The following is a 21682-nucleotide window of genomic DNA, read 5'->3' on the forward strand; positions in this document are numbered from 1 at the left end:
AAGGGTCACGGAAGTATCCACAGATGTGGATTCGTCCACAGGAGAACGGACCTCACTGGTTCACGACACCGAAAGCATGGCAGGCTCTGAACATTGCGAGCCTGATGTCGAGGAGAGTGAATCCTTGCGGTCCGACGCCAACATCGCGGGACCGATGACCGATCCGGTCCCCGGTCCCCGTAGCGAGTCGTTCGGGGACGACGTTTCACGTGAAACGCCGCCCCCGATGGACGACACCCCGATCGGTCGTGCAGCTCAGCTGGCGGTGGAGGCACTTGGCCGCGCGGGTGAGGGGCTGCCCCGGCCTGAACAGACTCGGGTCATGGTGGTTGCCAACCAGAAGGGCGGGGTGGGCAAGACCACCACGACCGTGAACCTGGCGGCCTCACTTGCCCTGCACGGGGCACGGGTTCTGGTGATCGACCTCGACCCTCAGGGCAACGCATCGACGGCGCTGGGTATCGACCACCACTCCGAAGTGCCGTCGATCTATGACGTGCTGGTGGAGAGCAAGCCGCTCTCCGATGTGGTGCAGCCGGTCGTGGATGTGGAGGGGCTGTTCTGTGCTCCCGCCACGATCGATCTGGCCGGTGCCGAGATCGAGCTGGTCTCCCTGGTGGCACGGGAGAGCCGGCTGGACCGGGCCATCAAGGCGTATGAACAGCCGCTGGACTACATCTTCATCGACTGCCCGCCCTCGCTCGGCCTGCTGACCGTCAACGCTCTGGTCGCCGGAGCCGAGGTACTGATCCCGATTCAGTGTGAGTACTACGCGCTGGAGGGTCTGGGCCAGCTGCTGCGGAACGTCGACCTGGTGCGGGGCCATCTCAACCCCCAGCTCCATGTCTCGACGATCCTGCTCACGATGTACGACGGACGTACTCGCCTGGCCTCCCAGGTCGCCGACGAGGTGCGCAACCACTTCGGCCACGAGGTGCTCCGTACGAGCATTCCCCGCTCGGTCCGCATCTCCGAGGCACCCAGCTACGGGCAGACAGTGCTCACCTACGACCCGGGATCCAGCGGCTCGCTCTCCTATCTCGAAGCGGCCCGGGAGATCGCGTTGCGTGGGGCCCCGCAGACCGGGGGCCAGGGCCTCAGCGTCAACTACGAAGCACAGCACAGCATCTCGGAGGGGAATCAGTGAGCGAACGACGTAGAGGCCTGGGCCGTGGGCTCGGTGCGCTGATCCCCGCGGCACCGCAGAGCACGGATCATGTCGGGCCTGCGGTGGGACAGGGGGCGACGTCACCGTCGTCCGTACCGGTGCTGGCCCCGGAGCGAGGAGTGGCGGCCGCCAAGGTGACGTCGCTGCCGGCGCACGGTGTTTCACGTGAAACAGAGGCGGCGGCCGGGACCGAGGCATCGGCAGAGGGCCTTTCGGAGGTCGTCGGTGCGCACTTCGCCGAGGTGCCGCTGGACGCGATCAAGCCCAATCCGCGCCAGCCGCGGACGGTCTTCGACGAGGATGCGCTTGCCGAGCTGATCACCTCCATCAAGGAGGTGGGTCTGCTCCAGCCGGTGGTGGTGCGTCAGACGGCACCCGAGAAGTACGAGCTCATCATGGGCGAGCGCCGCTGGCGGGCGTCCCGTGAGGCCGGACTGGAGAAGATTCCCGCCATCGTCCGGGACACCGACGATGAGAAGCTGCTCCTCGACGCGCTCCTGGAGAACCTGCACCGGGCACAGCTCAACCCGCTGGAAGAGGCTGCCGCCTACGACCAGTTGCTGAAGGACTTCAAGTGCACGCATGACGAGCTGGCCGACCGGATCGGGCGCTCGCGTCCGCAGGTCTCCAACACCTTGCGTCTGCTGAACCTCTCCCCGTCCGTGCAGAACCGGCTCGCCGCGGGCGTGCTCTCCGCGGGCCACGCCCGTGCCCTGCTCTCCGTGGAGGAACCGGAGGAGCAGGAGCACCTGGCGCACCGCATCGTGGCGGAAGGGCTGTCGGTGCGCACGGTCGAGGAGATCGTGAAGCTGATGGGCTCGGCTCCCAAGAGCGCGAGCAAGGCGAAGGGGCCGCGTGCCGGTACCCGGGTGTCCCCCGCGCTGACCGGCCTTGCCTCCCGTTTGTCCGACCGCTTCGAGACCCGGGTGAAGGTCGACCTGGGGCAGAAGAAGGGCAAGATCGTTGTCGAGTTCGCCTCGATAGAAGATCTTGAGCGCATCCTCGGCACTCTCGCCCCCGGTGAGGGACCTGTCCTGGGCCAGACGCTGGCCGAGGAGAAGAACGAGGAAGAGTGAGCTGACACCGTCGGCAGCTGGGCGGGCCGTGTTCCGGAATCCATACCGGAACACGGCCCGCCCTTTGCTCTCGCGCGCTACCGGTGCCCGTAAAGGGTGGATACGATGCGTTCGGGTATGGCACGGATCCACGTGGAGACACCTCACAGCGAGGAGAGGGCCATGCGATCGGTGAGCCGCACCGGACTGCTGGCGGCGGGGTTCGGCCTCGCAGCCGTCGGAGGGTTCGTTGGTGGTCTGCTCAGGGAGCAGGCGGCGCTGACGGCGCTGCGTGGTGCGGCAGGTGAGAGAAGTGAGGACCTGGCTTCATGGGCCGTCGGCTCGTACCGCTCACGCTGGACAACCTTCCGGATCTCCCCAAGCGCTGCCGCTCCTGTGTCTTCTGGGAGCTCGACCCCGTCAGCGGCGAGGCTGCGGTAAAGGCGGGGCGTCCCGAGCTGGAGAAGGAAGCCTGGATCTCGGCGGTGCTGCTGGAGTGGGGGTCCTGCGGGCGGGTCGTCTATGTCGACGAGGTGCCGGCCGGCTTCGTGATGTATGCCCCGCCGGCCTATGTGCCGCGCTCCATGGCCTTTCCCACCAGTCCGGTGTCGCCGGACGCGGTGCAGCTGCTGACGGCGTGGCTGACCCCCGGATTCCAGGGGCAGGGGCTGGGGCGAGTGATGGTTCAGACGGTCGCCAAGGACCTGATCCAGCGCGGGTTCAAGGCCATCGAGGCGTTCGGCGACGCGCGCTGGACCGAGCCGGCGTGTGTACTGCCCGCAGACCATCTTCTCGCGGTGGGCTTCAAGACCGTACGACCCCACCCCCGCTTTCCGCGGCTGCGCCTTGAGCTGCGCACCACTCTCTCGTGGAAGGAAGATGTGGAGCTGGCGCTCGACCGTCTGCTGGGAGCCGTCCAGAAGGAACCCGCCCTGCGACCGCTGTAAGGCAGTCTGTTTCACGTGAAACAGAGAACGGGCCCGCCCCCTCGATGAGGGCGGGCCCGTTTCACGTGAAACAAACGGCGTGTCTCAGGCGAGGAAGTCCGCCAGGTCGCGCTCGATGGCGGCCTTCGGCTTGGCGCCGACGATGGTCTTCACGACCTCGCCGCCCTTGTAGACGTTCATCGTCGGAATCGACATGACGCCGTACTTGGCGGTGGTCGCCGGGTTCTCGTCGGTGTTCAGCTTGGCGATGACGATCTCGTCGTGCTCGGCGGCAATGGCCTCGAGGGACGGGGCGATCTGGCGGCACGGGCCGCACCAGGTGGCCCAGAAGTCCACGAGGACGGGCTTGTCGCTGTTGAGGACGACCTCTTCGAAGTTGGCGTCCGTGACGGTCACCGTGGCGCCGGCCATGGCAATCTCCTTACTGAGTGGGTGTTGGGAAAGCAGGGTGCGCGGGTCAGGCGGAGGCGGTCTTCTCCGGCTCGGCGGTCGCCTCGCCGTCCGACAGCGCGGCGAGGAAGCGCTCAGCGTCGAGGGCGGCAGAGCAGCCCGTACCGGCAGCGGTGATCGCCTGACGGTAGGTGTGGTCCACGACATCGCCCGCGGCGAAGACACCCTGCAGGTTGGTGCGGGTGCTGGGCGCGTCGACCTTGAGGTATCCCTCGTCGTCGAGAGTCAGCTGGCCCTTGAACAGCTCGGTCCGCGGGTCATGGCCGATCGCGATGAACAGGCCCGTCACGGGGAGCTCGGAGGTCTCACCGGTCTTGACGTTGCGCAGCGTCAGACCCGAGAGCTTGTTCTCGCCGTGGATCTCGGCGACCTCGCTGTCCCAGACGAACTTGATCTTCGGGTCGGCGAAGGCACGATCCTGCATCGCCTTGCTGGCGCGCAGGACGTCACGGCGGTGGACGACCGTGACCGACTTGGCGAAGCGGGAGAGGAAGGTGGCCTCCTCCATCGCGGTGTCGCCGCCGCCGATGACGGCGATGTCCTGGTCCTTGAAGAAGAACCCGTCGCACGTGGCGCACCAGGAGACACCGCGGCCGGACAGCTCGTCCTCGCGGGGCAGGCCGAGCTTGCGGTGCTGGGAGCCGGTGCTGACGATGACCGTCTTGGCCCGGTGCACGTTTCCTGTGGTGTCGGTGACCGTCTTGATCTCTTCGGAGAGATCGACCGCGACGATGTCGTCCGGCACGAGTTCGGCACCGAAGCGCTCGGCTTGGGCGCGCATGTTGTCCATGAGGTCCGGCCCCATGATGCCGTCGCGGAAACCGGGGAAGTTCTCCACGTCGGTGGTGTTCATCAGCGCGCCTCCGGCGGTGACGGCACCTTCGAAGACGAGCGGCTTCAGGGACGCGCGGGCGGTGTAGAGCGCTGCGGTGTAGCCCGCGGGCCCGGAGCCGATGATGATCACGTTGCGGACGTCGCTCACGGGTGTCTTCCTTGTCTCTGCCGACTGCTTGCTGGGGCTCGGGGAACTCTCACCCCACCCAACGGATCCTACGGGGCGAGCATTCCCGGAGTGTCACAGCGCACTTCTCGTCGTTCAGTCTCGCTGGTACGAGTGCGACAGCAGGACCTTTCCGGGAGCCGGCGGCGTGGCGGAGACGCACGAGGAGGCGACGACATACGCCGAGACCCGCCGTGCATCGGTCGGATCCGGCAGGACCACGAGGAAGGCGTCCTTGCCCTGGTAGCGGGTGTGGCTGGACGCGAGCGGCGCTTCGGGGCGCCCGATGCCCTGGCGGACACAGGACGGAATCGTGTCGGCACCGCCCCGCAGCGGGGTCTCGGGGAGGCTCTGCGCACCGATGTCAGGGGACTTGTGCGAGCCCTTGGACGTCAGCAGAGCGCGGACATGTGATTCAAGGCTGGCGGCTGTGAGGCCGGCCGCACCGTTCATGCTCTTCTCGGTGGTCGCGGTGGGCCGATCCTGGTGGTGGCCCTGGGTGCTGTCCATGGCGGCGTTCTGGAGCAGAAGGCCACCGAAGCTGAAGATCGCGGCAGCCGCTGCGGTGCCGAGCAGAATCCGCGGCCAGCGGCGTGCACGGGACGAGCGACCACCTGCTGTCGGGCGCCCCGGGCCGGAGGCGCCCCGAGGCCGTCCGGCGGGTCGGGTGGACGGTGTTGCGCGGCGGGGGGACTCGGCGTCGGTTTCACGTGAAACAGTGATCTGCGCGGTGGCTGTTTCACGTGAAACATGCCCCTCGGCGCCAGGAGCGGTGGCGTCCAGCAGCGCCTCGGCGGCGAGGGCGGCATCGATGCGCCCGGCGACATCCGCCGGCATCCGCGCCGGCCCGGGGAGCGTGCCGAGCAGCCCCCGGATCTCCTCCAGGGACTCATAGACGTCCTCGCACAGCGCGCAGGCGGCGAGGTGGTCGCGCAGATCTGCGGTGCGCGAGGGGGAGAGCAGCCCGTCCGTGAGGTCGGAGATCTCCGAGACCTCCGGGTGCTCACCCGTGCCGGTCGTCGACGTCACGCTCACCCACCTCCGCCCTTCACGGCACCTGTGTCCTTCGGCCCTGCCGTCGGTGGGACGGATGTCCCCTGCGCCCGGTTCCTTCCCCGGCTCGCGGGTTCGCTACCCCCGCCGTCAGCGCGCAGATGGGTGACCAAGGGCAGGAGCCGAGCGCGGCCCCGTGCGCAGCGGCTCTTCACCGTCCCGGTCGGGATATCGAGGACTGCGGCAGCCTCCGCGACGGGGTAGCCCTGCATATCGACGAGGACGAGAGCGGCACGCTGCTCCTCCGGGAGTGTGCGCAGCGCACTCAGCAGCTCCCGGTACAGATCCTGGCGCTCAGCGGGGGCGGCGGCGGATTCCTCGGGCTCGAGCAGCTGCTCCAGCCGCTCGGTCTCGGCGACGGGCGAGGTGCGCCGGGAGGCGGCCTTACGGGCCCGGTCCAGACAGGCGTTGACCGTGATGCGGTGCAACCAGGTCGTCACGGCGGACTGGCCGCGGAAGGTGTGGGCCGCACGATAGGCGGAGACCAGGGCGTCCTGCACGGCGTCGGCGGCTTCCTCACGGTCGCCCAGCGTGCGCAGTGCCACTGCCCAGAGCCGGTCGCGGTGCCGCCGGACGATCTCCCCGAATGCATCAGGGTCGCCCTTTACATGCAACGCGAGGAGATCGGCGTCTGTTGGTGTCGCCTCATCACTGTCGGTGGACACGGGCCCCCCGGCCGTAGCTGCCTGATCTCGGTCCCATTGAAGCCCGCCGGGTGACGAAAGTAAATGCGGGACTCTGGCCGGATATCCGACCGGAGCCCCGCACACCGTTGCGGACGGCGTCCGCACGCACCACCTGCTCAGCTGGTGAACGACACCTCTGTCACGCCCTGCTTGTAGCCGGGATCGCTGAACTCGTCACGCGGCGCATAGGGCATCGCGGTGATCCAGACGAGGACGTAGCGCGCCTTCGCCGTCGGCTTCAGCTTGATGTTCACGTTCGACCCGTCTGCCTGGCCCGAACCCAGCTTGCGCATGGAGCTCAGCGGCTCGGACGGCGAGAGCGAATTGGCCGCGTAGAGCGTCACGGTCGTGTGCTTGCCGATGTAGTGGAGGCCGATCGACGCGCTGCTTATCTGCTGTGGCGACCCCAGGTCGTAGACGAGGCCCACGCCCTGCTTGAAGGCCGGATTCAGATCGGGGCCCTCTTGGTAGCTCTTGCTGCGCCAGTACGTGCCGGGGTCCCCGTCGTGGGTGTCCCGCGCCTGTTCGGGGTGCTGGGGCTTGCCGTCCGGGTAGTACTCGACGGCGTTCTCGATCTTGATCGGCTTGCCGCCGGGCTTCTTGGCCGGGCCGCCGCTGGTCTGCGAGTTCCCCGGGTCCTCCTGGTCGTTCTCCCGCTTCAGCAGCGTGTCCGCGAGCTGCCAGCTGCCCAGCCCCAGCGCCGCGATCAGCAGCGCGGAGACGGACCACTTCAGCGCCCGGCCGGTGCGGCTCTGCAGCGGCGGCGGAGGCGTGGGAACGGGCTGGGTCTGCCGGGAGGCCTGGCCGTTGTGCGCCGACGACTGCCGGTAGTTGCCCTGCTGGTACCCCGTGCGCTGATACGGCGGCGGCGTGGTGAACGCCGTCTCCGGAGGCCGGATACGCGGCATGGCCGCAACGGCCTTGGCCAGCTCCTCCGGGGTGGTGCAGGGCTGCTCCTGGCGGGAAGCCGTGGCGCCGTCGTTGATCAGGGCACGCATGGCCAGCTCGGAAAGCCCGCGGTGGACGCCGGCGCGCACCTGGTCGGGAGCGATCAGCCCGACGCCCTTGGGCAGGCCGGTCAGGCCGTGGGCGTCGTTCTCGTACGGCCAGCGCTGGGTCAGCGCGGCGTACAGCAGTGCGCCGATCGCCTCGGTGTCCGTGCGCTGAGGGTGCTCACAGGTGATGCCGCGCAGCGCCGCCATGACGGCGAGACCACGGATGCGGTACTGCCCGGACTCCGTGCGCAGCACCGAACCGGGGGTGATCCGCAGATGGGAGAGGCCCTCGCGGTGTGCGGCGGCCATGGCCTGGGAGACCTGGCTGACGAGTTGGTACGCGTCGTGCGGCTCGAGCGGTCCGTTGGCCAGCACGGTGGTGAGTTCCGTGGCGTCCGGCAGCCACTCATGGACGACGTAGACGAGGTCGTTCTCCTCGACCGCGTCCAGGACCTGGACGAACCGGGGGTCGCCGAGCAGAGCCGAGGAGCGGGCGGCGGAGAGCACCGGCCGGGCCCGCGGATGGTCGGCGGGCAGGATGTGCACGCCGACGGCCCGGCGCAGCTTCTCGTCCACTGCACGCCAGCTGCTGAATCCGTCCAGACGGGTGACGCACTCCTCGAGCCGGTAGCGTCTCGCGAGCTTGTGGCCGCTGTGCAGTTCCGGTGGCTGGGCCTCGGTCGCCTGGGCACGCTGCTCATCGGTGCGTGCGGCGTCCTGTTCCCCGCCGGATACCTTTTCGGCCTTAGCACCGTCGTCCGTGGCCTTACCCGCCTTGGCGGTCAGCGGTTCTTCACCGCTCGTGTCGGCCACGTCGACGGCAGCCGTGCTCCGTTCCGCCACCGTCGTTCCTGCCTCCCCATCCGTTGCAGGCTCAATGAGCCAAGACAATTGTGCCCACAGTCCGCCACTATGCACGACACACGGTGGCAGTCGATGGTTGTGCTCAATCAACGCCCAAGCTTTGACCGGACCATGCCGACCAGGGCGTTCATTTCCTCGATGCGCATTTTGCGTGCGGCGATGTAGAACACGCCCAGCAGCGCGGCGATGCCGGCGACCAGCGCGGCCAGCGAGCCGAGGAATCCGCTGCCGAGCGTCTGCATGATTCCGTACACCACGGCTCCGGAGACGATCGTGGCCGGGATGCTGGCACCGGCCAGCCGTGCGTAGGTCCGCACGACATGAGCGGTGTCGAGATCGCCGTCCATCCGCTTGCCCAGCCGCCGCCAGGCCACACCGACGCCGATGATGTACGCCAGGCCGTAGGAGGCCGCCATGCCGACCACGGCCCAGCGGGCGGGCAGGATCAGGAAGCAGAGCCCGGAGGCCGCGGCGTTGACCGCGGCGACGATCACCGTGTTGTAGAAGGGGGTGCGGGTGTCCTCGTACGCGTAGAAGGCGCGCAGGACGACGTACTGCACCGAGAACGGGATCAGGCCCACACCGAAGGCCATCAGCATGTAGCCCATCGGGATGCCGGCGCCGGACGAGCCGTAGACCAGCGTGCACAGCGGGATGCCGAGGGAGAGGAAGCCGAACGAGATCGGGACGATGGCGACCGCGGAGGTGCGCAGCCCCTGCGACATGTCGTCCCGGACGGCTCCGGTGTCACCGTCGTGGGCGGACCGCGCCAGCCGCGGCAGCAGCGCCGCCATGACGGAGACGGTGATGATCGCCTGCGGCATGTTCCAGATCAGCTGGGCGCTGGCGTACGAGATGAAGCCGGTGCCGGGGTGGCCCTGCTGGTCGGCGGTGTTGCCGGCCCAGGTGGACAGCTGGGTGACGACGAGGACGCCCGCCTGGTTGGCGAGCACGAACAGCACCGTCCACTTGGCGAGCTTGGCGGCCTTGCCCAGGCCGTGGCCGCGCCAGTCGAAGCGGAGCCGGAGCCGGAAATCGGCGTCGCGCAGGTAGGGGATCATCGCCAGTGCCTGGACGACGAGCCCGAGGAGGGTGCCGATGCCCAGGAGCCGGATGCCCTCGTCGGGGATGGTGGTGACGCCGATGTGCGAGGTCTTCGCCGTGCCGTAGACCCAGATGAACAGGCCGAAGGTGGCGATCATGACGATGTTGTTGAGGACCGGGGTCCACATCATCGCGCCGAAGCGGCCGCGGGCGTTGAGGATCTGCCCCATCACCACATGCAGACCCATGAAGAAGATCGTGGGTACGCAGTAGCGGGTGAACGCGACGGCGACCTCGTTGGCCGCGGGGTCGCGTGAGATGTCGAAGGAGACCAGCTTCACCAGCAGCGGCGCGGCGAACACCGACACCACCGTCAGCACGCCGAGGACCACGACGACCAGGGTCAGCAGCCGGTTGGCATAGGCCTCGCCGCCGTCGTCGTCCTCCTTCATCGCCCGCACCAGCTGCGGGACGAAAACGGAGTTCAGACCGCCGCCGATGGTCAGGATGAAGATCATCGTCGGGAGCTGGTAGGCGACCTGCCAGGAGTCGCCGAGCACCGCGCCGCCGAGCGCCGCGACGATCAGAGCCGAGCGGATGAAGCCCGTGAGACGGGACACCATCGTGCCGGCGGCCATCACCGCACTGGACTTGAGCAGGCCGGAGGCGCGACCGCCGGAGGGCTTGCCGGCCGCCGCCGCGGGGGCGGGCGCCGGAGCCGGAGCGGTCTGCTGCGGTACGGCCTCCGGAGCGGGCGTCGCGGCGGCAGCGGGGGGCGCGGCAGGCGGGCCGGCGGGTGCCGGGCGCTGCGGCTCGTAGGGCTGCTGCTGGTCACGGAAGAGATGCGCGAAGGCGTCGGGCTCCGGACGGTCGCCGGCGGCCTGGGCGCCTCGCTCGTCGACGCCCATGAACTGCATCGTCGCGGCATCGTCGCTGTACTGGAGATCGCGGCCGGGGCCCTGCGGCTCGGCGGGCGCAGGCGCGGGCCACGGCTGTGCGTCGGGGGTAGGGCGGCCCGCGGCCGGCTGCTGGTACAGCGGGTGCGCGGGCTGCGCCGGGGGGTGCGCGGGGCGGTCGTAGCGTGCCTCGTTCACCGGCTCCTGGGCCATCGGCTCCGGCGCGCGGTACGGGCTGTCGCGGTAGGCGTCCTGCACAAAGGGATCATGGTCCGCTGAGGACGGGGGCGTCGGAGGGACCGGCCCCATGGGGTCGCCATTGGCGCCCCGGCCCCGGTCACCGTCGTACGGCGCATTCATCGCTGCCCCACCTCATCCGTCGCCGGCCATCCGGCCCCGCCATATATCAACGGTCCACTTTCTCACCTGAGCCGGACGGGTCGGAGCTTTCCGAACCGGTGTCCGGCTTGGGGTCACTCGGCTGCTCGGGGGCGTCGCCGTCCGTGCCACCGCTGTCGCCGTCCGTGCCTTCCTCGCCGTCGGGCCCGTCGCCGTCGGAGCCGTCGCCGTCCGACCCGTCCTCGGCGCGCTGGGCCGCGGCCCGCTTGCGCTGGAGGTAGATCCGCACTCCGGCGAGGACGAGCAGCAGCACACCGCCGGCGATGACGAGCATCACAGTGGCGGTGATCTCCGTGACGTTCACCTGGAACGTCATGGGGCCACCGTAGGGCTTTCCGTCCGAGGTGTAGAGCTGGGCGGTCACCCACGCGCGGCCGTTGGCATTGGCCGTGGTGTTGAACTTGAACGACTGGCTGTGCCCGCCGTCGACCGTGATCTGCTGCGGCTTGCCCGCGTCCAGGCGGTTGGGCTGGGAGGAGGTCAGCTTCAGCGTCATGTCCTTGACGCCCTGGACCAGGTTGTTCTGGACCGTCACCGGAATCGTGGCGCTGCGCCCGGAGAGCGTGGCGTCCGACTTCTGGATCAGATGGACCTTCTTGGTCAGGCCGTCGAGGTAGCTGCGCACCGAGTGCCGGAACGCCGAGGCGCCGGAGGCATCGGACCGCCACTCCGTCGACATCTCGCGCATTATGGCGTTGCCGAACGGCGTCACCACCCGCTCCGGCTGCGCCAGGATCACCCGGAAGTCGTCCAGCGCGACCTGGGTGCCCTGGATCTGCCGGAAGGCCTCGGTGGGCAGCTCGTGCCGGCGCAGCGAGGACGGGTAGGCGGCGCCGCTGGGCACCCGGCGGCTGGCCGCGGGGTCGGGCTTGGCCTTGGCGGCGGCGCCGAGGTGCAGCGACGTGGTCCAGCGCCCGGACTCGTTCAGCTGGCGCAGCGCGGTGGCCATGGCCTGGGCCTGGCTGACCGACGGCATCCGCTGCGGTGCGACGACGATGCTGCGCTGCCGGTCCGGTTCCTGGAGGCTGATCATCTGGGTCTGGGCGATGAACTCCTGGACCGCGCGGGTGGCGTTCCCGGCCTTCGACATATCGCCCTCGAAAACCTGTGAGAGCTGTGCGTCCGCGACGATGGCGGTGTTGCCGCCGCCGATGGGACGGGCCGCCGTCGGGGTGTAGGATAGTCCGCCGTTCTCCCGCAGGCTGTCGCTACGCGTGATCACGTTGTGCGCACCGGCCGAGGTGGCGACATCGACGATGGAAGAGTCGATCGCGCCGTCCACGGGCCAGGCGAAGTCCGTACGCGGCTTGACGCCGAGGATCGTGTCCACGGTCTTCTCGGCGAGGTCGGTGGCCGGACCGAGGTGGCTGAGCGCGCTGGGCACGCCCTTGCCGTGGTGCGCGAGCGAGGCGAGGTCAGGGTCCGCGAAGGGCAGCGCCACCACCTCGTGCGAGGTGACCGCTTCCTCGAGTTCGTGCAGCCACTGCTTGGCGACCGCCTGGTTCTTGCCCAGCGGGCCGTCCGGACCGCCCACCCGGTACGACTTGGTCATCGCGTCGACGGTCGCGAGCAGGTCGGGGTCGATGACGAAGGTCACCGGCAGGTTCTTGCCGAGCGCGACCATCTGCTGCAGCCGGCCGCCGGGGGCCAGCTCGGCGGCGAGGTCGTCGTTGCGGAAGACCGGCGTCTGCTGGGCGTCGGCGACGGTCTCGGCGGTGAGGCGGGTGGAGGAGATCAGCGGCCACAGGTAGGTGAGCTGGGTCTTCTTCGCGGCGTTGGCGGCCTGCCAGGGCAGGAACGTCCGGTCGATGCCCAGGACCTGCTCATAGGAGCCGCCCTGTGAGCGCCCGGACAGTGAGACACCGAGCTGGTACACACCGTCGTCGTCGAGATCGAGGTCCTTGACCGGGACGCTGAGGGTGAAGGGGCGGCTGACGCCGGGCTCCAGCTTGTCGATCTTCTGCTGGTGGTCCTTGACCTCCTCGCCGTCCACGCCCGGCAGATAGCCGTTGCGACGTGTCGCGGCCTCGATGGCGCTGCGGCTGCTGAGCGCGTCGCCACGGTGCATTCCGACGTGGGCGTCGGTGATCGTGCTGCGGCCGTCGTTGATCAGCGTGCCGGAGACGGTGACCGTGTCGCTCTTGGCGGGAGCGGAGGGGGACAGCGAGTCGATGGTGACGTCGACCGTGCGGGAGCCCGTCGGGGCCGCCTGCGCGGAGGAGGTGTGCGGGACCTGGAGCAGTCCTACGAGCAGGGGGACTCCAGTGAGCAGCGTCACGGTCCTTCGCAGCCATCGACCACGCGGCCGTTCAGTCACCTGGAACCCTGCCGCCTCGGCCACGCGCTCGTCCGTCCCTCGTCGTCGTCAGTGGTCGTCGGAATGTGCGTCCACGAATGGTAACGAGGCCTGCCGCACCCGAGTGCCGGGGAGTGCTCCACATGATCGTGGTGCCGGCCGCCGCATGACCGGCCTGTCCCCTTTATTACGTGACGCCTGGCGCTGCGCGGCCACGTACCCTGTTCTGTTGTGCCGAACGCCAACAATGACCTCCCCACCCCGCACGCCGAGCAGAGCCCGCAGTCGACGAACGCGCTGAACCATGTGCAGCGGCGCGCCGTGAGCGAACTGCTGCGGGTCTCCCCCGTCGCGGACGACCTGGCCCGCCGATTCCAGGAGGCCGGGTTCACGCTTGCCCTGGTCGGCGGCTCGGTCCGGGACGCACTGCTGGGCCGGCTCGGCAACGACCTGGACTTCACCACCGATGCCCGTCCCGAGGACGTACTGAAGATCGTCCGGCCGTGGGCGGACGCGGTCTGGGAGGTCGGCATCGCCTTCGGCACGGTCGGCTGCAAGAAGGACTCGTTCGACATCGAGATCACGACCTACCGTTCCGAGGCCTACGACCGCACCTCCCGCAAGCCCGAGGTGTCCTACGGCGACTCCATCGAGGAGGACCTGGTCCGCCGGGACTTCACGGTGAACGCCATGGCGGTGCTGCTGCCGCAGAAGGAGTTCGTCGACCCGCACGACGGCCTGGAGGACCTGGCCGCCCGTGTCCTGCGGACGCCGGGCACGCCGGAGGAGTCGTTCTCGGACGATCCGCTGCGGATGATGCGGGCCGCCCGCTTCGCCGCCCAGCTGGACTTCGAGGTCGCCCCCGAGGTCGTCGCCGCGATGAAGTCGATGGCGGAGCGTATCGAGATCGTCTCGGCCGAGCGGGTACGGGACGAGCTGAACAAGCTGCTCCTGGCCCGGCACCCGCGTAAGGGCCTGCGGTTGTTCGTCGATTCCGGCCTGGCCGACCGGGTCCTGCCCGAGCTGCCGGCCCTGCGGCTGGAGAGTGATGAGCATCACCGGCACAAGGACGTCTACGAGCACTCGCTGACGGTGCTGGACCAGGCGATGGACCTTGAAGAGGACGGACCCGATCTGGTCCTGCGGCTGGCGGCTCTGCTGCACGACATCGGCAAGCCCAGGACGCGGCGCTTCGAGAAGGACGGCCGGGTCTCCTTCCACCACCACGAGGTGGTGGGCGCGAAGATGACCAAGAAGCGGATGACCGCGCTGAAGTACTCCAACGACATGGTCAAGGACGTCTCGCGTCTGGTGGAGCTGCATCTGCGCTTCCACGGCTATGGAACGGGAGAGTGGACGGACTCGGCGGTCCGCCGCTATGTGCGCGATGCCGGCCCCCAGCTGGAGCGGCTGCACAAGCTGACACGCTCGGACTGCACCACCCGCAACAAGCGCAAGGCCGCTGCGCTGTCGCGCGCCTACGACGGACTCGAAGAGCGCATCGCGAAGCTGCAGGAGCAGGAAGAGCTGGAGGCGATCCGGCCCGACCTGGACGGCAACGACATCATGCAGATCCTGGACATCCGTCCTGGGCCCGAGGTCGGCAAGGCGTACAAGCAGATGCTGGAGCTTCGACTGGAGCACGGCCCCATGGACCGGGAGGCGGCCATCGCCGCGCTGAAGGAGTGGTGGGCGACGCAGGGCTGATGTTTCACGTGAAACAGGCGGTCGGTGGGCCGCCATGTTTCACGTGAAACATGGTGCATACGGCTTGGGGCGGTGTTTCACGTGAAACACCGCCCCAAGGCTTGTCCGGCGGGCTCGGTTCGCCCTACTTCTTCGCCGGGGTCAGGCAGAGCACCATGTGGGTGTCGGCGCGCTTACGGCGCTGCACGGACTTGGTGTACGCCGATTCCCCCGCAGGGCAGACGGAGGGGTCGGAGGTGTCGTTGTGCACCGCGGTCACCTTGTACTGGGCCTCCGCGGTGCCGCAATCCACCACCTTGAGGCCGTCGTCGAGCGAGCTTTCGGACTTCTGCACGCAGTCACCGACCTCGGCGCTGTCCGCATCGTCCAGGCTGGTGATCCAGAAGAACGCGAAGGCGATCAGTACGAAGACGACACCGATGCCCTTCAGGATCGCCTTGGGAGACCGGTTCTTGGCCGGACGCGGCGGCGGAACGGGAGCACCGCCCTGCATGTAGGGCTGCTGCGGTGGTGCGGGGTATCCCGGCTGCGGCTGCTGATAGCCGTACGGGGCCGGTGGCTGCTGAGGGTGGGCGTACCCGGGCTGGGGCTGGCCGTAGGGAGCCTGGGGCGGTGGCGGCCCCTGCGGGTACGGGTTCTGCCCGTACGGCGCCTGGCCGTACGGGTTCGGGCCTTGAGGCGGCATGGTCATGGAACTCCCCCGAATTTTGATGTGTACAGGCTCGTGTAGGACGCCCGTAAGGTATCTGGTTCGTGCCACGGCCGCTGGGCCCGGTCGCCGGCATGCGGGGGAAGCGGTGCCTAATCGCTCCTCAAGCGCACCACTGCCGCGGCGACGAGTGCGTAGATCACGGTCACCATGAGGAGCAGAACGGTGGACCTGCCGTCCGGCGGCAGTATGAGGGCGGCGACCGCGGCGGCACCGACGAAGGCGACGTTGAACAGCACGTCGTAGACGGCGAAGATCCGGCCGCGGAACGCATCGTCGACCGTCGACTGGACGACCGTGTCCGTGGAGATCTTGGTTCCCTGTGTGCCGAGACCGAGCACGAAGGCGGCGGCCAGCATCGGCCCCGGCGTGAAGAACAGACCGAGCGCCGGCACCAGCACCGCGCCCATGGCGGCACAGCAGGCGATCCAGCCGAACGCGGTGAAGCGCGCCACCGCCCACGGGGTGACGACGGCAGCCGTGAAGAAGCCCGCGCCCGACACCAGGACGGTGATCCCGAGCAGCGCCAGACCCTCGGATTCGGTCTCGGCCCAGGAGTACCGGCACAGCATCAGCACCATGACCGTCAGCGCTCCGTAGCAGAAGCGGATGAGGGTCATCGCGGCCAGCGCACGGGCCGGGGTCCGCCGCTCGGCGAGATGACGCAACCCCTCGGCGAGACCTCGTACGGTGCTCAACAGGGCTTCTCGCAGGTGCGGTTGGAGATCGGTGAGATCGGGGCCGAGCAGCTGTGGCGTCATGCGCAGCGCGGTGAGCGCCGAGCAGAAGTAGAGGGCCGCGGCCAGCAGCACGACGAACGCGTCCACGTCCGGTCCGGCCAGCCGGACCGCGAAGGCGAGCCCACCGCCCGCCGTCGCGGCGAGCGTGCCGGCCGTGGGGGCAAGGGAGTTGGCCATGACCAGCTGTTGTCCGCCGTCGACCACCCGAGGCAGCGCGGCCGAGAGCCCGGCCAGGACGAAGCGGTTCACGGCGGTCACCGAGAGGGCCGAGGCGTAGAAGAGCCAGTCGGGGACGTCCGACACGATCAGTGCGGCGGTCGCCATGGCCAGCAGTGTGCGCAGCAGGTTGCCGTAGAGCAGGACCTGGCGGCGCCGCCAGCGGTCGAGCAGCACGCCGGTGAACGGTCCGAGGAGCGAGTACGGCAGCAGCAGGATCGCCATGGCGGAGGCGATGGCCGCGGGTGAGGTCTGTTTCTCGGGCGAGAAGACGACGTAGGTGGCGAGCGCGACCTGGAAGACCCCGTCGGCCGCCTGGGACAGAAGCCGTGCGGCAAGGAGCGAACGGAAGTCACGTAGCCGGAGTAATACGCGGAGGTCGCGCACAGCATGCATGAGGCACAGCCTCACACAGCCCGCAGGCCCCCGGGTGGAATACCCGGAGGCCTGCGGAGGGAGGTCGGGCAGGGCGCGTCAGCGCTCGACCTCACCGCTGATGAACTTCTCGACGTTCTCCCGCGCCTCGTCGTCGAAGTACTGCACCGGCGGCGACTTCATGAAGTACGAGGACGCGGAGAGGATCGGGCCGCCGATGCCCCGGTCCTTGGCGATCTTCGCGGCGCGCAGCGCGTCGATGATGACGCCCGCGGAGTTGGGGGAGTCCCAGACCTCGAGCTTGTACTCGAGGTTCAGCGGGACGTCGCCGAAGGCGCGGCCCTCGAGGCGGACGTAGGCCCACTTGCGGTCGTCCAGCCACGCCACGAAGTCCGAGGGGCCGATGTGGACGTTGTCCTCGCCCAGCTCACGGTCCCGGATCTGGGAGGTGACGGCCTGCGTCTTGGAGATCTTCTTGGACTCCAGGCGCTCGCGCTCGAGCATGTTCTTGAAGTCCATGTTGCCGCCGACGTTCAGCTGCATCGTGCGGTCCAGGATGACGCCCCGGTCCTCGAAGAGCTTGGCCATCACGCGGTGCGTGATCGTGGCGCCGACCTGCGACTTGATGTCGTCACCGACGATCGGGACACCGGCCTCGGTGAACTTGTCCGCCCACTCCTTGGTGCCGGCGATGAAGACCGGGAGGGCGTTGACGAACGCGACCTTGGCGTCGATGGCGCACTGGGCGTAGTACTTCGCGGCGTCCTCGGAGCCGACAGGGAGGTAGCAGACCAGGACGTCGACCTGCTTGTCCTTGAGGACCTGGACGATGTCGACCGGGGCCTCGGGGGACTCCTCGATGGTCTGGCGGTAGTACTTGCCCAGGCCGTCGAGGGTGTGGCCGCGCTGGACCTGCACGCCGCTGTTCGGCACGTCGCAGATCTTGATGGTGTTGTTCTCGCTGGCGCCGATGGCGTCCGCGAGGTCGAGGCCGACCTTCTTGGCGTCTACGTCGAAGGCCGCCACGAACTCGATGTCACGCACGTGGTAGTCGCCGAACTGCACGTGCATGAGGCCGGGCACGCGGCTCTTCGGGTCGGCGTCCTTGTAGTACTCGACGCCCTGTACCAGCGAGGCGGCGCAGTTGCCCACGCCGACGATGGCTACGCGAACCGAACCCATTCCGGTTGCTCCCTGTGTTCTCGATGAGGACCTGCACAGCAGAGCCTCATGTGGTGGTGTCATCGGACGGATCCGGCCGGGAACCACCCCGGTGCCGGGGCAGGCCGCCCGTATCTCCTGACTGGTTCTTCATGTCATGCGCTGCGGGACCCGGTGCGCGCTGATCGCGCCCGGCGCGCTCACTCTCGATGAGCTCGTTCAACCAACGGACTTCGCGCTCCACGGATTCCATGCCGTGGCGTTGCAGTTCGAGGGTGTAGTCGTCCAGCCGCTCGCGGGACCTGGCCAAGGAGGTGCGCATCTTCTCAAGGCGCTCCTCCAGCCGGCTGCGGCGGCCTTCCAGCACTCGCATCCGCACGTCCCGCGACGTCTGGCCGAAGAATGCGAAGCGGACGCCGAAGTGCTCGTCCTCCCACGCATCCGGTCCGGAGTGGGCGAGCAACTCCTCGAAGTGCTCTTTGCCCGATGCGGTCAATCGGTAGACGATCTTGGCTCGGCGCCCTGTCAGAGCCGCGGCGGGAACCCCCTCCGGAGCGTCGTCCGTCTCCTCGGCGATCCAGCCGCTCGCGACCAGCGCCTTGAGGCACGGGTAGAGGGTGCCATAGCTGAACGCACGGAACACCCCGAGCGAGGTGTTGAGCCGTTTTCGCAGCTCGTAGCCGTGCATCGGGGACTCACGGAGCAGGCCGAGGACGGCGAACTCGAGGATGCCGGAACGTCTGGTCATCCTCCGCCTCCTCGGCCCGATGCGTTCTTTATCTCGTGCTGATGTATCGACTCGATACATCCAGACGATAGAACGGGCGTCGGAGGGGGACAAGGGGGGAGGTGGTGAACGGCGTCACATCACCGATTCGTGGGATGCAACCTGACTGATTTGGAGTGAATTTCAACACTGGGCAGGTTTTGGCCGTGCGTAGTCTGTGCGGCATGCAGACTGCCGGGAACCGTGGGCCGATATCTGGCGTCCCCGTCCTCGGTGTATTGCGGCTCGTGCCTTTGGCGTGGGCCGTGCATCGGGGGGACCTGAAGACAACTGCCGCCTTCAGGCGACGAGATAGCGCGCCTGCCCGAGGAGTATTCGTTCCATGAGCGAGCACCGTCGCAAACCGCCACAGCCGCAGAGTGGCGGACGTGCCGCGGCCCGACGCGCCGCACAAGAGTCATCGGGGCGCCGTGGCGCCCGTTCGCGTGGCTCCGCTGCCGGTCCTGCCCCCTACGGCGACCCCTCCGGGCATGAGTCGCGGACGGGCGGTCGGGCCGAGGCCCGCAGGGCTGCCCAGCGCGGCGGCCGCCGGAGGGTGTCCGATGCCTCGATGGCGGGCTCCGGTGCCGGCGGCCATGGCGGTGGAGGCCGCCGTGGCGGTGGCGGCGGTGGCCCCGAGGGCGGCCGCGGCCGCGGGCGTGGCGACGGGCGGCCCGCCAAGCGGCGTCTGATCGACTACCCGCGCGCCAACAAGGTCGGCTGGCGGCGCTTTGTGCCGTCGTGGAAGCAGGTCACCAGCCTGTGCGTCGGTTTCGCCGGTCTGATCGTGGGCGTATCCGGCGTCGCGCTGGCCCTGGTGAGCGTGCCGAACGAGAGTGACGCCGCCAAGTCGCAGAACAACGTCTACCTCTGGGCCAATGGTGACGTCATGGCTCGCGACGGTAAGACCAACCGGCAGAACATCGACATAAAAGATATTCCGCCGTCCATGCAGAATGCAGCGATCGCGGCGGAGAACGCGTCCTTCCGGACGGACTCCGGAGTGGACCCGATGGGTATCGCGCGTGCCGTGTTCAACATGGCCAGGGGTGGCGAGACCCAGGGTGGCTCGACCATCACTCAGCAGTACGTCAAGAACGCCATGCTGAACCAGCAGCAGACCTTCGATCGCAAGTTCAAGGAGCTGTTCATCGCGATCAAGGTCGGCTGGCGGATGGACAAGCCGCAGATCCTGCAGGGGTATCTGAACACCAGCTACTACGGTCGCGGCGCCTACGGGATCCAGGCGGCGGCCCAGGCGTACTACGGCAAGAACGCCGACAAGCTGAAGCCGGACGAGGGTGCCTTCCTGGCGACCGTGCTCAAGGGCGCCGACCTGTACGACCCGGCCGGCGGCACCGGCCCGGGAGCCACTCGGAAGGCGAACACCGAGCGCGCCATCGCGCGGTGGAAGTGGATCCTCGACCGGGAGGTCGAGAACGGCCTCATGACGAAGACGGACCGGGCCAAGTACACGAAGTTCCCCAAGCCCATCACCCCCAAGCCGGTGGCCAGCAAGAGCGGCCAGATCGGCTATCTGATGGACACCGCCAAGAAGTACGTGCTGAAGCACGGGGACATCAGCGAGGCCCAGTTCGACAAGGGCGGGTACACGATCCGGACGACCTTCGACAGGAAGAAGACCGGTCAGCTCGCTGGCGCCGTCAAGAAGGTCCACAAGCGGTACATCAACCCCAAGGAGCGCGAGAAGGACAAGTACGTCCAGTTCGGTGGTGCCTCCGTGGTGCCGGGGGACGGCAAGATCGTCGCCCTGTACGGCGGTGAGGGCTATGACAAGGGGCACTTCAGCAACAACGCGGACACCTTCGGTGTGCCGGTCGGCTCGACCTGGAAGCCGTTCGTGCTCGCGGCGGCGATGAAGCACGGCGTGCCCGCGACCAAGCCCCAGGGGCTCTCGCCCCTCAGCCGGTACAACGGCAACGACCATCTCAAGGTGAAGAAGGCGGACGGCACCTACGTCCTCAAGCGGGACAACTCGCCCTTCTACCAGGAGAACGAGAGCGCCCATCGCTGGGGCTACATCTCCTTGGTCAAGGCGATGGAGCAGTCCGTCAACACCCCGTTCGTGCAGCTCGGCATGGATGTCGGGATGGACAAGGTCAAGGAGATGGCGCAGGCCGCGGGCATCTCGCCGGCCAGCTTCGACAAGAACCTCAACCCGTCCTTCGCGCTGGGCACCTCCACTCCGAGCGCGATTCGCATGGCCGACGCCTATGCGACGTTCGCCGCGTCGGGCACGAAGGTGGAGCCGTACTCGGTGACCAAGGTGACGCGCGAGGGCGAGGACCTGCCGGGCTTCGAGAAGCCCAGCCAGGAGACGGCGATGGACTCCAACATCGCCAACAACGTGACCAAGGTCCTGGAGAACGTCATCGACAACGGCACGGCGAAGGAAGCCAAGCGGCTGAACATGCCGGCCGCAGGCAAGACCGGTACCACCGACGAGAACAAGTCGGCCTGGTTCGTCGGCTACACCAAGCAGCTCTCGACGGCCATCACGATGTTCCGCGAGGACGCGCAGAACCCGCGCCAGCTGTCCATGAACGGAGTCGGCGGCTTCGACTCGATCCACGGTGGTGCGCTGCCGACCGAGGTGTGGACCGAGTACATGCTGCAGGCGATGAACGGTGTCACCCCGGAGCCGTTCCCGGCCGCCATCCCGCTCGGAGAGCGGGCGGACGAAGTGGGTATGCCGTCTCCGACGCCGACTCCCAGCCCGTCGGACACCCCCTCGGCGAGCCCGTCGGAGACTCCCACCGAGTCCGCTCCCCCGTCGGACAGCCCGAGCCCGACTCCGACCAAGCCCTGTTCTCCCTGGGACGTCAACTGCAACGACAGCGGTGGGACGACCACCGGCGAAACGGGTGGCGACACCGGGGGCGAGACGAGCACTCCCACCGTGGACCCGGGTAGCACCGGCGGAGGCAACGGGAACGGCAACGGCGGAGGCAACGGAGGCTTGTTCGGTGGCCCGTCCGGCTCATAGGCACCGCGCCGGCTGTTTCACGTGAAACATGGCACCGACCGTTTCACGTGAAACAACGGTGACCGTTTCACGTGAAACATGAGCCACGAAGCCCCTGCCCGGCTTGCCGGGACAGGGGCTTCGCCATGTTCTGCCCCTGGTCGTACGG

16 protein-coding genes are annotated in these 21682 nt (G+C 68.3%); 5 read left to right on the forward strand and 11 right to left on the reverse strand.

Annotated features, from left to right (window positions below; all coding sequences use genetic code 11):
- Positions 1–76 precede the first annotated feature (76 nt).
- The 3 genes from ACFWZH_RS01500 (at position 77) to ACFWZH_RS01510 (ending at position 3170) form a co-directional block, all read left to right on the forward strand.
- Complete coding sequence (locus tag ACFWZH_RS01500; RefSeq protein WP_384424619.1) at positions 77–1147, forward strand: AAA family ATPase; 1071 nt, start codon at positions 77–79, stop codon at positions 1145–1147.
- On the forward strand, positions 1144–2244 hold the full coding sequence (locus ACFWZH_RS01505; protein WP_384424233.1) for a ParB/RepB/Spo0J family partition protein: 1101 nt from the start codon (positions 1144–1146) through the stop codon (positions 2242–2244). The genes ACFWZH_RS01500 and ACFWZH_RS01505 overlap by 4 nt, the downstream gene beginning before the upstream one ends.
- Positions 2245–2552: 308 nt before the next feature.
- The gene (locus tag ACFWZH_RS01510) at positions 2553–3170 is read left to right on the forward strand and encodes a GNAT family N-acetyltransferase (protein WP_384424234.1); all 618 of its coding nucleotides are present in this window, start codon (positions 2553–2555) and stop codon (positions 3168–3170) included.
- Positions 3171–3254: 84 nt separating this feature from the next.
- On the opposite strand, the gene trxA is transcribed toward ACFWZH_RS01510, so the two are convergent.
- The 7 genes from trxA to ACFWZH_RS01545 form a co-directional block, all read right to left on the reverse strand.
- Complete coding sequence (gene trxA / locus ACFWZH_RS01515) at positions 3255–3581, reverse strand: thioredoxin (protein ID WP_384424235.1); 327 nt, start codon at positions 3579–3581, stop codon at positions 3255–3257.
- Positions 3582–3627: 46 nt separating this feature from the next.
- Positions 3628–4602, reverse strand: a complete 975-nt coding sequence (trxB, locus tag ACFWZH_RS01520) for a thioredoxin-disulfide reductase (protein ID WP_384424236.1) — start codon at positions 4600–4602, stop codon at positions 3628–3630.
- Between the two features lie 114 nt (positions 4603–4716).
- Entirely contained in the window at positions 4717–5649 is a 933-nt protein-coding gene (locus tag ACFWZH_RS01525) for an anti-sigma factor family protein (protein WP_384424237.1), read from the reverse strand.
- A 2-nt stretch (positions 5650–5651) separates the two neighbouring features.
- The gene (sigM, locus tag ACFWZH_RS01530; protein ID WP_384424238.1) at positions 5652–6338 is read right to left on the reverse strand and encodes an RNA polymerase sigma factor SigM; all 687 of its coding nucleotides are present in this window, start codon (positions 6336–6338) and stop codon (positions 5652–5654) included.
- 137 nt (positions 6339–6475) lie between these two features.
- Positions 6476–8197, reverse strand: a complete 1722-nt coding sequence (locus tag ACFWZH_RS01535) for a protein kinase family protein (RefSeq protein WP_384424239.1) — start codon at positions 8195–8197, stop codon at positions 6476–6478.
- 107 nt (positions 8198–8304) lie between these two features.
- Positions 8305–10518 (reverse strand): murein biosynthesis integral membrane protein MurJ, encoded by a 2214-nt coding sequence (murJ, locus tag ACFWZH_RS01540; RefSeq protein ID WP_384424240.1) that lies wholly within the window; start codon positions 10516–10518, stop codon positions 8305–8307.
- 46 nt (positions 10519–10564) lie between these two features.
- On the reverse strand, positions 10565–12835 hold the full coding sequence (locus ACFWZH_RS01545; RefSeq protein ID WP_384424241.1) for a DUF6049 family protein: 2271 nt from the start codon (positions 12833–12835) through the stop codon (positions 10565–10567).
- Between the two features lie 249 nt (positions 12836–13084).
- Here ACFWZH_RS01545 and ACFWZH_RS01550 point away from each other — a divergent pair, with 249 nt between their 5' ends.
- On the forward strand, positions 13085–14560 hold the full coding sequence (locus ACFWZH_RS01550) for a CCA tRNA nucleotidyltransferase (RefSeq protein WP_384424242.1): 1476 nt from the start codon (positions 13085–13087) through the stop codon (positions 14558–14560).
- A gap of 124 nt (positions 14561–14684) precedes the next feature.
- Here the strand turns inward: ACFWZH_RS01550 and ACFWZH_RS01555 are convergent, their stop codons facing one another.
- From ACFWZH_RS01555 to ACFWZH_RS01570, 4 genes are all read right to left on the reverse strand, one after another.
- A complete protein-coding gene (locus tag ACFWZH_RS01555) occupies positions 14685–15251 on the reverse strand; it encodes a hypothetical protein (RefSeq protein WP_384424243.1) in 567 nt (188 codons plus the stop codon).
- Between the two features lie 110 nt (positions 15252–15361).
- On the reverse strand, positions 15362–16621 hold the full coding sequence (locus ACFWZH_RS01560; RefSeq protein ID WP_384424244.1) for an MFS transporter: 1260 nt from the start codon (positions 16619–16621) through the stop codon (positions 15362–15364).
- 78 nt (positions 16622–16699) lie between these two features.
- Positions 16700–17782, reverse strand: coding sequence for an inositol-3-phosphate synthase (locus ACFWZH_RS01565; RefSeq protein WP_384424245.1), 1083 nt, complete (start codon positions 17780–17782; stop codon positions 16700–16702).
- 46 nt (positions 17783–17828) lie between these two features.
- Positions 17829–18509, reverse strand: coding sequence for a PadR family transcriptional regulator (locus tag ACFWZH_RS01570; protein WP_384424246.1), 681 nt, complete (start codon positions 18507–18509; stop codon positions 17829–17831).
- 361 nt (positions 18510–18870) lie between these two features.
- Here ACFWZH_RS01570 and ACFWZH_RS01575 point away from each other — a divergent pair, with 361 nt between their 5' ends.
- On the forward strand, positions 18871–21534 hold the full coding sequence (locus ACFWZH_RS01575; RefSeq protein ID WP_384424247.1) for a transglycosylase domain-containing protein: 2664 nt from the start codon (positions 18871–18873) through the stop codon (positions 21532–21534).
- Positions 21535–21682: the final 148 nt, after the last annotated feature.

It is taken from the genome of Streptomyces sp. NPDC059008 (assembly GCF_042749045.1).
Taxonomy (GTDB): Bacteria; Actinomycetota; Actinomycetes; order Streptomycetales; family Streptomycetaceae; genus Streptomyces.